This is a genomic window from Brevundimonas fontaquae (assembly GCF_017086445.1).
Lineage (GTDB): Bacteria > Pseudomonadota > Alphaproteobacteria > Caulobacterales > Caulobacteraceae > Brevundimonas > Brevundimonas fontaquae.
In genome coordinates, this window is sequence record NZ_CP070968.1 from 2,387,611 (window position 1) to 2,399,804 (window position 12,194).

At 67.2% G+C, this 12,194-nt stretch carries 14 protein-coding genes; 10 read left to right on the forward strand and 4 right to left on the reverse strand.

Annotated elements, in window-relative coordinates:
* The first annotated feature begins 7 nt into the window (after positions 1-7).
* From JX001_RS11675 to JX001_RS11690, 4 genes are all read left to right on the forward strand, one after another.
* Positions 8-691: a LemA family protein gene (locus tag JX001_RS11675; protein ID WP_205681142.1), complete on the forward strand. Its 684-nt coding sequence runs from the start codon at positions 8-10 to the stop codon at positions 689-691.
* The gene (locus JX001_RS11680) at positions 688-1,515 is read left to right on the forward strand and encodes a TPM domain-containing protein (protein WP_205681143.1); all 828 of its coding nucleotides are present in this window, start codon (positions 688-690) and stop codon (positions 1,513-1,515) included. Before JX001_RS11675 ends, JX001_RS11680 begins: the two co-directional genes overlap by 4 nt.
* Complete coding sequence (locus tag JX001_RS11685) at positions 1,515-2,192, forward strand: TPM domain-containing protein (RefSeq protein ID WP_241004627.1); 678 nt, start codon at positions 1,515-1,517, stop codon at positions 2,190-2,192. The genes JX001_RS11680 and JX001_RS11685 overlap by 1 nt, the downstream gene beginning before the upstream one ends.
* 72 nt (positions 2,193-2,264) lie before the next feature.
* Positions 2,265-3,002 (forward strand): endonuclease/exonuclease/phosphatase family protein, encoded by a 738-nt coding sequence (locus tag JX001_RS11690; RefSeq protein ID WP_112861837.1) that lies wholly within the window; start codon positions 2,265-2,267, stop codon positions 3,000-3,002.
* Here the strand turns inward: JX001_RS11690 and JX001_RS11695 are convergent.
* Positions 2,987-4,465 (reverse strand): phospholipase D-like domain-containing protein, encoded by a 1,479-nt coding sequence (locus JX001_RS11695; protein WP_205681145.1) that lies wholly within the window; start codon positions 4,463-4,465, stop codon positions 2,987-2,989. The genes JX001_RS11690 and JX001_RS11695 overlap by 16 nt on opposite strands.
* Positions 4,466-4,622: 157 nt before the next feature.
* Here JX001_RS11695 and JX001_RS11700 point away from each other — a divergent pair, with 157 nt between their 5' ends.
* The 5 genes from JX001_RS11700 to pip all read left to right on the forward strand — a co-directional run bounded on the left by JX001_RS11700 (position 4,623) and on the right by pip (position 9,620).
* Positions 4,623-4,805: a hypothetical protein gene (locus tag JX001_RS11700; RefSeq protein WP_039247996.1), complete on the forward strand. Its 183-nt coding sequence runs from the start codon at positions 4,623-4,625 to the stop codon at positions 4,803-4,805.
* Positions 4,806-4,944: 139 nt separating this feature from the next.
* The gene (locus tag JX001_RS11705; RefSeq protein WP_205681146.1) at positions 4,945-7,524 is read left to right on the forward strand and encodes a coiled-coil domain-containing protein; all 2,580 of its coding nucleotides are present in this window, start codon (positions 4,945-4,947) and stop codon (positions 7,522-7,524) included.
* A gap of 72 nt (positions 7,525-7,596) precedes the next feature.
* Entirely contained in the window at positions 7,597-8,202 is a 606-nt protein-coding gene (locus JX001_RS11710; protein ID WP_241004628.1) for a C15 family peptidase, read from the forward strand.
* A gap of 48 nt (positions 8,203-8,250) precedes the next feature.
* Positions 8,251-8,613: a DUF423 domain-containing protein gene (locus JX001_RS11715; protein ID WP_205681147.1), complete on the forward strand. Its 363-nt coding sequence runs from the start codon at positions 8,251-8,253 to the stop codon at positions 8,611-8,613.
* A gap of 26 nt (positions 8,614-8,639) precedes the next feature.
* Positions 8,640-9,620 (forward strand): prolyl aminopeptidase, encoded by a 981-nt coding sequence (gene pip / locus JX001_RS11720; protein WP_205681148.1) that lies wholly within the window; start codon positions 8,640-8,642, stop codon positions 9,618-9,620.
* A gap of 47 nt (positions 9,621-9,667) precedes the next feature.
* Here the strand turns inward: pip and JX001_RS11725 are convergent, their stop codons facing one another.
* Entirely contained in the window at positions 9,668-10,066 is a 399-nt protein-coding gene (locus JX001_RS11725; protein ID WP_055755196.1) for a DoxX family protein, read from the reverse strand.
* Between the two features lie 72 nt (positions 10,067-10,138).
* Positions 10,139-10,837, reverse strand: a complete 699-nt coding sequence (locus JX001_RS11730) for a pirin family protein (RefSeq protein ID WP_205681149.1) — start codon at positions 10,835-10,837, stop codon at positions 10,139-10,141.
* 120 nt (positions 10,838-10,957) lie between these two features.
* Between JX001_RS11730 and JX001_RS11735 the strand changes: the two genes are divergently transcribed.
* Positions 10,958-11,884, forward strand: a complete 927-nt coding sequence (locus tag JX001_RS11735; protein WP_205681150.1) for a LysR family transcriptional regulator — start codon at positions 10,958-10,960, stop codon at positions 11,882-11,884.
* Between the two features lies 1 nt (position 11,885).
* Here the strand turns inward: JX001_RS11735 and JX001_RS11740 are convergent, their stop codons facing one another.
* Positions 11,886-12,182: a hemolysin gene (locus tag JX001_RS11740; RefSeq protein WP_205681151.1), complete on the reverse strand. Its 297-nt coding sequence runs from the start codon at positions 12,180-12,182 to the stop codon at positions 11,886-11,888.
* Positions 12,183-12,194 lie beyond the last annotated feature (12 nt).

Sequence of the window (12,194 nt, forward strand, 5' to 3'; positions counted from 1 at the left end):
AGATGTCATGGTCCGCCTCAATGCCCGCGCCGTCGCTCTGACCGGCGCTCTGATGATCGTCCCAGCCGTGGCGGGCTGCGGCTACAACACCATTCCAACCAAGCAGGAACGCGCGGAGGCCGCCTGGGCGGATGTGCAGAGCCAGTATCAGCGCCGCGCCGACCTGATTCCCAATCTGGTCGCGACGGTTCAAGGCGCCGCGATCCAGGAACGCACCACCCTGACCGACGTGATCAACGCCCGCGCCCGCGCCACCTCGGTCAACGTCTCGGCCGACGACCTCGATAATCCGCAGGCCTTCCAGCAGTATCAGGAAGCCCAGGGCCAACTGTCCGGCGCCCTGTCGCGCTTGCTGGTGACGGTCGAGGCCTATCCGCAACTTCAGGCCAACCAGAACTTCCTGACCCTGCAGTCCCAGCTGGAAGGCACCGAGAACCGCATCCAGATCGCGCGCCGCGACTACAACGAGGCCGTTCGCGACTACAACACGACGCTGCGCACCTTCCCGCAGGTGATCTGGGCCAAGACCCTGCATGGCGGGTCGCAGCCGATGCAGTTGTTCACCGCCACCGCCGCCGCCCAGTCGGCGCCCCAGGTCAACTTCAACCTGAACGCCCCGCCCGCCAACGCCTCGGCGCCCGGCGGCGGCGCACCGGCCGTAACGCCGGGCGCGACCCCGCCCGCCCAGTGACGAGCCTTCAAGCGGCGACGCGGCGGTCAACGGGCGTCGCCGCCCTCCTCTTCGGCCTGTTCATCGCGCTGTTGCTCGTCCTTCCGGCGGCGGCGCAGAGCAAGATCGACTTCCCGCCGCTGACCGGCCGCGTGGTCGATCAGGCCAATCTGCTCGATCCAGCGACGGAACAGGCGCTGACAGAGAAGCTGGCGGCGCTGGAAGCCAGTTCGACCGACCAGTTGGTCGTCGTGACGGTCAACAGCCTTCAGGATCAGGAGATCGAGGACTACGGCTATCAGCTGGGTCGCGCCTGGGGCATCGGTCAGAAGGAGAATGACAACGGCGCCCTGCTGATCGTCGCGCCGAACGAACGCAAGGTGCGTATTGAGGTCGGCTATGGGCTGGAGCCCATCCTGACCGACGCCTTCTCGTCTCAGGTCATCCGCAACGACATCCTGCCGTCCTTCCGCGACGGCGACTACCAGGCCGGCGTGATCAAGGGCATGGATGTCCTCATAGCTCAGTTGTCGCTCGATCCGGCAGAGGCGCAAGCGCGCGCCCAGACCGCCGCAGCCGAGCAAGCCGACACCGGTGGCGGATCCGTCATCCCGCTGGTCGTCATCGCCGGGCTTTTCCTGTTCATCTTCTTGATCGCCATGCGGTCCGGGCGCGGACGACGCAGCAATGTCAGCTCGGTCCTGCTGTGGGCGGCGTCCGAGGCGCTGCGGAACTCCGGCAGAGGCGGCGGCGGTTGGGGCGGCGGCGGCGGATTTGGCGGTGGTGGAGGGTTCGGCGGCGGCGGCGGCAGCTTCGGCGGCGGCGGGGCCTCGGGGGGATGGTGATGCAGATCACGGACAACGACCGCACCCGCATCGCCGATGCCATAGCGGCCGCCGAGCGTCAGACGTCGGGTGAAATCTTCTGCGTCGTCGCGCGTCGTGTCTCGACCTATGTGGACGTCAGCCTGGCTTGGGCCGCGGCGATGGCGCTTGTGGCCCCGATCGTCTTCGTTCCGTTCGTGCTGGATCTTCGCTGGCCCAGCGACGGCTGGGAGGCGGCGCACCAGGCCGCGCAGGACGCCACGACGGCGCAGGCCCTGGGCCTCTACGCCCTGTCGCAGGCCGTCGTTTTCGTCGGCGTCTTTCTGATGACCCGGATCCCGGCCATGCGCCGTCTCGTGACCCCGGCCGGCGTCAGGCGCGGCCGTGTCAGGGAGGCCGCCTTGCAGCAGTTCCTGGCGCACGGCGTCCATGTCACGCAGGAGCGTACGGGCGTCCTGATCTTTGCGGCCCTTGACGAACATCAGGTCGAACTGATCGCCGACGAAAGCATCTACGCCAAGGTCGATGAGGACGCCTGGGCCCAGGCCGTCGCGGCACTGACCCGCGAACTGCGCGCCGACCGCCCCGTCGATGGCTTTGCTGCCGCCATCGGTCTGTGCGGCGAGGTTCTGGCCCGCCACTTTCCGCCGCGCGCCGACAACCCCAATGAGTTGCCCGATCATCTGATCCTGCTCTGATCGTCGCATCGGGGTCGCATTCGCGCGCCAGAAGGCCTAGCCCACGGTCATCGTTCAAACAGCCGCCAGCTCATGCCTCGCCTTCTCACCTATAATGTTCACCGCTGCGTCGGCACGGATCGTCGCCTGGACGTCGACCGGATCGTCGCCGTCATCGCCGAGTTCGAGCCGGACATCGTCTGCCTGCAGGAACTGGATGTGGGCCGCGCACGCACGGGCGGGGTTGATCAGGCCGAGGCGATCGCCGACGGTCTGGCCATGACCTCTCGCTTTCACCCGGCGATGCGGGTCGAGGCCGAACAGTACGGCGACGCCATTCTGACCTCTCACCCCGAACGGCTCGTCCGCGCCGACGCCTTGCCGACCGTCACCGGCATTCCGGGATTGGAACCGCGCGGCGCGATCTGGTCGGAAATCGAGATCGACGGGACAGCCGTCAACGTCATGAACACCCACCTGGGTCTGGTCCCGCGCGAGCAGCGGCTTCAGGCCGCCGCGCTGGCTGGATCCGGCTGGGTCGGCGGATGCAGGGGCCCGACCCTGCTGGCCGGCGACTTCAACGCCACTTCGATCACCCGCCCCTATCAGACCCTGTGCCGCAGCCTGCAGGACTGCCAGCGTCAGTTGGGCCAGAAACCCAGTGTGAAGACCTTCCCTTCGGCCTTCCCCGCCATCCGCATCGACCACTGTTTCGTCAGCCCGCATATCCGCATCCGCGCGGTACGATCCGCCTTCTCGCCCCTGGCCCGCGTCGCCTCGGACCACCTGCCGCTGATCGTCGATTTCGAGGTCGTTCAACCCGGCGCGTGACCGCCCTCGGACGCTGGTCGCGTGCGTTGCGAACGGTTCAGACGCTTCCAAGGCCGCCAGGCATCGCTGGACGACGTCGGGTCGCCCAGCTGCCATTCGGCGAACATCCGCTGGATACGCGTCGGCGGCTCCGAGCCCAGCGGCTTCAGCCGATCGGCTTCGAAGTTGCAGATCGCCTGCCCCACCGAGCCGAAGACGCCCTCGACCGCCGCATAGTCTTCCGTCGCAACGCCCAGCCAGTGAGCGATCGTCCGGTGACGGTGCGCCGTGATGAAGGCTCGACCGGCCGCATCGACAGGCTCGGCGGCGATGTCGCATTCTGTATCCAGGCCCATCGACCGGTTGTTGAGATTTGTGGACCCGATCCTCAGCAGCCGATCATCGATGATCGTCACCTTGGCGTGGACGATGATCCGGTCGCCGTCGGCGGTCAGCGGGGCGAAGGCGAAGAAGCGGTTGTATTTGTCCGCCTGCTCCAGCCGGTGCAGCACCTCGGCCCGGGCCGTGTCCATAGTCATGCTGTCGAACCAACTCGGGCTCTTGGCGGTCGAGATGACGATGACCTGCGGTCCATCCACTTCGGCCAGTCGTTCGGCCAATGCGGCGGCGATGACCGGCGAGGTGAAATACTGGTTTTCGATATAGATCAGCCGCTTGGCGCGCCGGATTGATTCCAGGTGCAAGGCTTCGCTCTCGCGCACCTCCTGCCGCCCCGACCATTTCGGCTCTGTGCGGGCGATGCCGACGGGCACGTCGGTCATCTGCACCGGCACGCCGTCGGGCCAGGGATCGTCCTCGACCTCGTCCGGGATAGTGCGCTCCCACGTCGCCTTGAACCAGCGTTCGCGCGCCAGATAGCCCAGCGCACGCGCCGCAGGGCCGTCCATCACGCTCATCACCTCATGACGCGCCTTGCAGATCAGGCCGCTGGGCAGGGCGCGGCGCGGGTCGCCGTCCAGATGTTCGTCGGAATCCCAGCGATCGGTCGAGATATCGCCGCCGCCGCAGAAGGCCACCTTGTCGTCGATGACCACCACCTTCTGGTGATGACAGGCGCCGATAGGACCGGGGGAATCAAGCCGGAACTCCACCATCCGCTTACGGAACCAGCGTTGCGCCTTGTGCGGATAGAAGCCCTGCGAAGCCGCGATCAGCAGCGGCGATTTCCAGATGAGCAGCCGCACATCCAGGTCCGGCTTCCTCTTGACCAGCATCCGCAGCTGGCGACCGATCTCGGCCGACTTGTCGCCGGGCCGCGTCTCCGGGTCCAGATGGGTGCGCGGATCGAATTGCCATCCCAGCAGCACGATGGAGCGTTGCGCCTTGTGGATCGCAGACGACAGGGCGTCGAAATAGGCTTCGTTTTCCATCAGCACGGAAAAGCGGTGCGCGACGGCGGCCGTCCACAGGCCGGGCCCCGGCTCCAGCAGACTGCCTTCGTAAGTGTCGCTGCCGTTGGTCATGCGACCAATCTGTCTGATTCGCGTGACATGGTGTCGAAGCGCCTGCATCCTCCGTTTCACGCGCGTGTCGTTCGGTCAATCTTTCAGGGCGGGATTGTGACGTTCGCCGATTTGGCGCATAAGGAGCGTAGCCATACAGGCAGCGAGGGAGGGTAGAATGCAGGCGCTTGTCGAACTGATCGCTGGATTCATCGCCCTGCTGGCCGCCGCCGTCCTGACGCAGTTCGGCGTCGATACCCACAACCCCAACCACGGTGACCGCGAAGTGCGCCGGGTGGTGGAGTGTCGTGACACCGGCTCCAACGCCACGCTGCTTTCAGAATCCAAGCGCGACTGCTGACCGCGGCGTCAGATCTGACGCCGCAAGCCACAGTTCATCGACAGGTTGCGGACTTGAGTCGGTTTCGTCCGCACCAATCATGCTCTAGGGTCTGCATGGCGCTGTCGGACGCCCGCGCAGAGATCGAGTTGTTGAGCTTATGAAGTCTCCCAAACGGCCGCCGCTGAAGCTGACCGATGACCAAGTCGTTGCGCCCATAGAGCTCTCGACGACGGACGAAACGCCGCCCGACGAGGCGACGTCTGAATTCGAACCGATCCCCGAACCTGATTTCGAAATCGTGCAGCCGAAGTTTGAGGCGCCGATGTCGGAGCGCCGCCGCCGTCGCCTGCTGGAAGAGCAGCGGCTGGCCGAGGAACGCGCTCTGAGCGCAGAACGCAACACTGCCGAGGGCGATAAGAAACCGACGCCCGACGCACCGATTGAGATGGCCGTTACCGCAGGTCAGCCGCCTGCGCCGTTCGAGCTGTCCAAACCGCCGGCTGTGAAAACCGTTCAAGCCAAGGCCCAGGGCGAGCCGTCAGGGCGCCATGCCTATGTGATTGCGGGTATCGCCTCCGCGCTTTGGATCGGCGGCGTCGCGTCATGGGCGGCTTACGAGTTCGGCGCGGGCGGCGCCGAACTGGATCCGCTGCGGATCGCCATCTACGCCCTGATCGCCCTGGCCCCTGCGGGTCTGGCCATCATGCTGGCCCATGCCGTCCGACAGGGCGCCGGTCTGGCCGCAGAAACCCGTCGCGCCCGGCAACTGGCCGAGGCCCTGGTCGCCCCGACCGCCCTGGCCGCCCAACAGACCGGCGAGGTGCTTCAGTCGCTGCGTTCCGACATCGATCACGCCACCCTGGCGGCGGAACGCGCCCGCAACGATATGGCCCTGCTTCGAGAGGCGCTGGCCCAGGAGACAACGCGGCTGAACGAGGCGGCCGAGAACGCCGGCCGCACCGCGCGTCGGCTGACCGAAAACCTGGGCCGCGAGCGCGACCAGATGCAGACCTTGGGCATCCATCTGGATACGCAGGCGTCTGGCGTCATCGACGCGGTCGAGCGTCAGTCGCGCATGGTCGCTGACGCCTCGGACCTGGCTCAGGCGCAGCTTCGTGAAGCGGAGGCCGCTCTCGCCGCGCGCGCCGCCGACCTCGCGGCCGCCGCAGGCGAAGCCCAGGACGCCGCCCGCGTGGCCTCCGACGATCTAGCGCGCCAGACCATCCGACTTGAGAACGCCGGTTCGGGCGTCGCCGAGCAAATCCAGTCCGTCGAGGAAGGCCTCAGCCAGCAGCGCGCCGCCCTGGTCACAGCCGCCTACGCCCTGCGCACCGATCAGGAGGACTTCTCCGCCCAGGTCGAAAGCCAGCGCGCCCAGTTGATCGAACACCTCTCCTCGACGCGCACGGCCGCAGGCGATCTGGATCGCACCACCCAGACCTCGGTCGAGTCCATGCGCGATCTGGTCGAGGCCGCCACCGACCAGTTCCGTGCCCTGGTGGATATGTCGCAACGCGAGGCCGACGGCTTCGATTCCGCCACCAAGCTCGCCCTGGATCGCTTCGAAGCCTTGGCGGCCGAGGCGCGCGACGCCCTGATGGAAGAGACACGCCGCGCTCTGGAGCAGATGCGCGCCACGGCCGAGGATTCCCGCGCCGCCGCCGCAGACGCCGCCGAACAGGCGCGTCTGCGCACCGATCGCCTGGGCGAATCCTTGTTCGAAGCGGCCCAAAAGGCCGACACCGCCGCCGACGCCCGCATCGCCGACGCCCGCCGCATCGTCACCGAAACGTCCGGCCTGGTCGAAGAGACCGGCGAGCGGATGGTCAGCCGCCTGGAAACCCTGGTGGCACGTCTCAACAGCGCCTTGTCAGAAATCGACACCGCCGTCGCCGACATCGACGAGCGCGCCGCGCGCCTGCCTCAGGAAGCCCGCGCCCGCGCCGACGCCGTGCGCGCCACTGTCGAGGAAGGCCTGGCCTCCCTTTCCGCCGCCTCGCGCAAGGCGGCCGAGGACACTGAGGCGCTGGATGTCGGCTTCCAGGATCGCGTGCGCCGGAACTACGACATGCTGACCGAGGCCGTGCGTCTGATGGGCGTGGTGTCGGGCGATACGACGCCGGCGCGTCGTCGCGAGCCGGCCGCAGAGGTCGAGGCCCGTCCCGAACCGCGTCCCGAGCGCCGCACCGAGCGCACGACGGCTCCCGCCTCGCCGCCCGTCGAAGAGCGTCGGTTCGGCCTGCGCAGTCGCCTGCGGCTCGAGCCGGCGGAGCCGCCGCCGTCGGCGGACAAGGGGCTGGACTGGAGCGATCTGATCGATGGCGACGACGACAACGAGGCCCCGCTGGAGTTGGACACGCCCTCCCCCTCGCCTGCCGAGGCCGAGGCCCTCTCCGATCGGGTCGCCGCCGCCATCCGGCGCATGGGGGTCGATCCCAACGCCCTCCTGCCCCGCTCCCGCGTCGAAGAGGCCGCCCGTGCCTTCAGCAATGGCGACCCCGACGCCGCGCGTCAGATCGTCCGCCGCGTTGCCCCGGCCGCTGTCCGCAGCGTGTCTCGCCGTGTCCTCAGTGACGCCGAACTGCGCGCTGACGCCGAACGCTATGTCCGCAACTTCGCGGTCATGCTGAACGCTTCCGCCCGCGCCGGAGACAGCGCGGCGGTGCAGTCCAGCCTGGCGTCGGACAGCGGTCGCGCCTTCATGTTGCTGGATGCGGCGGTCGGCGACCTGGGCTAAGACTTTCGCGGACTTGACGGCGTCGGGAAGTTACAGCCTCTTGCACGTCACCGAACTGTCATGGATGGGGCTATGGCTGGCACGATGAACCAAATCGACAGTCGTGCCAGTGGTGATCGCCGCCCTGGCATCATCATCTGCGCCTATGACGGCGACGATGACGGTTGGGACCTGGTCGAGGATCTGTCGGGCGAAATCTGGAGCCCCAGCGGGGCCCGCGCTGTGCCCATCGCCGCCGCCGATCCCGACGAACTCGCCTCGACCCTGGCCGCCCGTCTCGGCAGCGGGGAATGCCGGGCTGTCCTCCTCGTCGGACGCACGCAAAAGGGCGCAGGCTTCCGGGTCCAGATGCGCGCTGAAAACCGCACTCTCGACTACAAGCACCGCCTGTCGAGCACCGGGCCGGGCGTGGCCCGCACCACGGCGCCCGTCGCCGACATGGTTCGCGCCCTGACCGCAGCCGGGCTGCAAGCTGACGCCTCGTCCGACATCGAAGAGGACGCCGGCTCCTACCTGCTCTACCGCGTGCTCTCGGACCTTCCGGATGGGCCGCTGACGCCATCGATCGGCCTGCTGCGCGCGCCCGCCCCCGCCAACGAAGCGGCGGTGCGCAAGGGCGTCAAGGCCGCCGCCTCGGCCATGGCCAGCCACCTGACGCCGCTGCCGCGCATAGGTTAACCCTTTTGGGTCGCAGACATCGGGCGCCCTTCGGTCTAGGGTTTCCAAATGACAGTGAGTCGCAACCTGATCGTCTTCGCCGCCTTGAACGGCGCCCTGGCCGTGGCGCTTGGCGCCTTCGCCGCCCATGGCGCCGGGCCGCAGATCAAGACCCTGCTGACCACCGGCGCCCAGTACCAGATCGTCCACGCCGTCTTCGCCTTCGCCTGCGCCCAATGGACAGGGGGCGGCGGGCCGGCGCGGCTTGCGGGCTGGCTCGGATCAATCGGCGGCCTGATCTTCTGCCTCGCCCTGGCGGCGATCGCCTTTCTCGGCGTGCCGGCGTTCGGCGCCGTGGCCCCGATCGGCGGCCTGCTGATGATCGCTGGCTGGCTATGCCTGGCCTTTGCGGCCTTGCGTTCTCGCCCCTGATTTCCTCGTAGAAAGACCAAGCATCCATGGCCTTCCCCACGCCCGCCGAGCCGCGTCGTGTGCTCCACCCCGAGATCGAGGCCCATGCCTCGGGTTGGATGCCGACCGAAGGCGTGCATGAAATCTATTACGAGGAATCTGGCAATCCGCACGGCTTGCCGGTACTGGTCCTTCACGGCGGACCGGGCGGCGCGGTGAACCCTGGCATGCGGCGCTTCTTCGATCCCGCCGTCTATCGCATCATCATGTTCGACCAGCGCGGCTGTGGTCAGTCCCGGCCGCATGCCTCGCTGGAAGACAACACGACCTGGACCCTGATCGACGATATCGAGCGTCTTCGCGCCCTGTGCGGCGTCGACAAATGGGTGGTGTTCGGCGGGTCCTGGGGTTCGACCCTGTCGATGGCCTACGCCATCACCCATCCTGAGCGGGTCATCGCGCTGCTGCTGCGCGGCATCTTCCTGCTGACGAAGAAGGAGTTGCACTGGTTCTATCAGGACGGCGCCTCGATGATCTTCCCGGACGCCTGGGAGCGCTTCATCGCCCCCATCCCCGAGGCCGAGCGCGGCGACCTGATGGCCGCCTATTACAAGCGGCTGATCGGCGATGACGTCGCCGAGCGCGAACGCTGCGCCGTCGTCTGGTCCAGCTGGGAGGGCGAAACCGTCAGCGTCGAGGGCCCCAACGCCCGCCCTGACAAGTTCGCCGAGCCCGACTTCGCCGTCGCCTTCGCTCGGATCGAGAACTGGTTCTTCACCAACGCCGGCTTCTTCGAGGAGGACGGCTGGCTGCTGAAGAATGTCGACCGGATGCGGCATATCCCGTGCTGGATCGCGCAGGGCCGGTTCGACGTGGTGACGCCGATCTCAGGCGCCTGGGCGCTGCACCGCGCCTGGCCCGAGGCCCATCTGGACATCGTCGGCGACGCCGGCCACGCCTCGTCGGAACCCGGCATCGTCGACAGTCTGGTCCGCGCCGCCGACTGGGCTGCAAGCCTTCAGGCATGAAAAAGCCGCCGCGCCGGACAGCGCGGCGGCTTTTGCATTCTGAAAAATCAGAACCGCTTTGCGGTTCGATTGTCGATGCTCCACGCGCCAGGACCGGCGGTGAAGATATACAGGAAAATGAAGCAGTACAGGATGGCCGCGTCGCCGCCGTTCACCGCCGGATATGGGCTGCTTGGGAAGTGGAACATCCAATAGGCCACAGCCATCTGGCCCGACGCGATGAAAGCGGCCGGACGCGTGAACAGGCCCAGGATCAGCAGCAGGCCCGTGATCAGCTCGATCACCCCGCCGATGCCGAACAGCGACAGCAGCTCCTGCTGACCGGGCTCGGCCCCCGCCGGAAAGCCGAAGACCTTGATGACGCCATGCGCCAGGAACAACAGGCCGGCGACGATCCTGAGCGCCGCCAGGGCGCGGGAAGACCAGCCATTCACTTGATTGAACATTCTCTTTCCTCGCCTTTTTGATGCGGTTGTTCACGGTCGGATCGGGCCCGACCGTGAAGCTTGATCCGAAAATCAGGCGGCGTCCACCAGCACGATCTCGGCGTCGGACAGCGCCTTGACCGTCACGACATCCTCCTGAGCGATGGCCGCGCCGTCGCGGGCGTTCAGCCGGACGCCGTTGACCTCGACCTCGCCCTTCGCCGGGACCAGATAGGCCCGCCGCGCGCCGCCCAGCGGATAGTCGGCGCTGTCGCCCGCCTTCAGCGTCGCCGCCACGATCCGCGCATCGGTGCGGATCGGCAGGGCGTCCGTGTCGCCTTCAAATCCCGAAGCCAGGACCACGAACTGCCCCGACCGCTCGCCCTTGGGGAAGGGCTTGGTGCCCCAACTCGGCGCGTCACCGCGCCGGGTCGGCTCGATCCAGATCTGAAAGATCCGCGTCAGGTCCGGCTCGGCGTTGTATTCGGCGTGACGAATGCCGGTTCCGGCGCTCATCACCTGGACATCGCCCGCGACGGTGCGACCCTTGTTGCCCAGACTGTCCTCATGGGTGATGGCCCCATCTCGGACATAGGTGATGATCTCCATGTCGGCGTGCGGATGCGGCGGGAAGCCCGTTCCGGCGGCGATCTCGTCGTCGTTCCAGACCCGCAGATTGCCCCAGCTCATCCGCTTGGGATCATAGTAGTTGGCGAAGGAAAAATGGTGTTTCGCGTTCAGCCAGCCGTGGTTGGCGCCGCCGAGGGATTCAAATGGTCTGCGCTCGATCATCGCACTCGTCCTTTCGCGTCGGAACCGTCCGACGCCTTTGCTTGACGCCAAGATAGAGATCGGCGACCGATCAGAAATAGAAACAACCGAAACTCATCGTTTCAGGACGCAAGGCCGCCCATGTCCCGCCTGCCCGATCTGGAAGCCCTGGCCATCTTCGCCAAGGTCGCCGACAGCCAATCCTTCTCCGGCGCAGCCGAGACGCTGGGCCTGTCCAAGGCGACGGTGTCCAAAGCGGTGACGCGCCTGGAACGGCAGCTGAAGACCACCCTGCTTCACCGCACCTCGCGCCGCTTCGCCCTTACCGATGCAGGCAGAACCCTGGCCGCCCGCGCCGCCCACATGCTGGCCGAGGCCGAGGGCGCGGTGTCGGAGGCGCTGGACATGTCCGTCACGCCGCGCGGTCTGGTGCGACTGGCGGCGCCCATGTCGTTCGGCATGGCCTATGTGGCCCCGGCCCTGCCCGAGTTCCTAGCCACCCATCCCGACGTGTCGGTCGATCTTCACCTGTCGGACGAGGTCATCGATCTGGTCGGCGGCGGCTTCGATTGCGCGCTGAGGATCGCCGCCCTGGCCGATTCCTCGCTGACGGCGCGCAAGCTCCGGCCTGTGGCTCGCGCCCTGGTGGCCTCGCCGTCCTATCTGGATCAGCGGGGTCGCCCCACTCATCCCGACGATCTGGCCCGTCACGCCTGCCTCGGTTACGCCTACATGCCCAGCCCCGACACCTGGCGGTTCAGAAATGAGGCGGGTGAAGAAGTGGTGGTGCATCCGCGCGGGCCGTTGCGCGCCAACAACTCAGACGCCCTGACGGCGTCGTTGTGCGCGGGTCTGGGGCTCTTTCCCCAGCCGGACTTCATCTACTGGAAGGACGTCGCCAACGGCCGTCTCGAGACGGTAATGACCGACTGGCGCCTGCCGCCCATCGCCCTGCACCTTGTCTCGCCCAGCGGCGGCCCGCGCCCGGCCAGGGTCACGGCCTTCATGGACTATCTGACGGCGAAGTTCAGCGGACCGCTGTGGCCGGGCGATACGGTTGGGCGCTAACTCAGCCGCACTTCACTTCGCGCACGATGTTGGTCGCTTCGTCATAGACGAAGTTAACCCGGTTCTCGCGATAGTCCATGGTCGCCGCGCAGGTGGTGCAGAGCACGCGGAACGTCTGGCCGGTGGGCGCGGTCGGGATGGTCGAACGGTTGCGGCCGACGTAGCTCTGATAATCCGAAACCTTGCACGCCTTGAAGGCGGTGTCCGATCCGGGCGCAGGCTCGGCGGTCTGGACCGGCGCGCAGGCCGACACGGCCAAAGCGCCAGCGGCCAATAGGGTGCTCACGATGATCTTCATGGTCGTCTCCTT

Coding starts and splice junctions, on each gene's coding strand:
- JX001_RS11690 (WP_112861837.1), top strand. CDS start 2,265: ATGCCTCGCCTTCTCACCTATAATGTTCACCGCTGCGTCGGCACGGAT.
- JX001_RS11685 (WP_241004627.1), top strand. CDS start 1,515: ATGCAGATCACGGACAACGACCGCACCCGCATCGCCGATGCCATAGCG.
- JX001_RS11705 (WP_205681146.1), top strand. CDS start 4,945: ATGAAGTCTCCCAAACGGCCGCCGCTGAAGCTGACCGATGACCAAGTC.
- JX001_RS11695 (WP_205681145.1), bottom strand. CDS start 4,465: ATGACCAACGGCAGCGACACTTACGAAGGCAGTCTGCTGGAGCCGGGG.
- JX001_RS11700 (WP_039247996.1), top strand. CDS start 4,623: ATGCAGGCGCTTGTCGAACTGATCGCTGGATTCATCGCCCTGCTGGCC.
- JX001_RS11710 (WP_241004628.1), top strand. CDS start 7,597: ATGGCTGGCACGATGAACCAAATCGACAGTCGTGCCAGTGGTGATCGC.
- JX001_RS11715 (WP_205681147.1), top strand. CDS start 8,251: ATGACAGTGAGTCGCAACCTGATCGTCTTCGCCGCCTTGAACGGCGCC.
- JX001_RS11740 (WP_205681151.1), bottom strand. CDS start 12,182: ATGAAGATCATCGTGAGCACCCTATTGGCCGCTGGCGCTTTGGCCGTG.
- JX001_RS11725 (WP_055755196.1), bottom strand. CDS start 10,066: ATGTTCAATCAAGTGAATGGCTGGTCTTCCCGCGCCCTGGCGGCGCTC.
- JX001_RS11735 (WP_205681150.1), top strand. CDS start 10,958: ATGTCCCGCCTGCCCGATCTGGAAGCCCTGGCCATCTTCGCCAAGGTC.
- JX001_RS11675 (WP_205681142.1), top strand. CDS start 8: ATGGTCCGCCTCAATGCCCGCGCCGTCGCTCTGACCGGCGCTCTGATG.
- pip (WP_205681148.1), top strand. CDS start 8,640: ATGGCCTTCCCCACGCCCGCCGAGCCGCGTCGTGTGCTCCACCCCGAG.
- JX001_RS11730 (WP_205681149.1), bottom strand. CDS start 10,837: ATGATCGAGCGCAGACCATTTGAATCCCTCGGCGGCGCCAACCACGGC.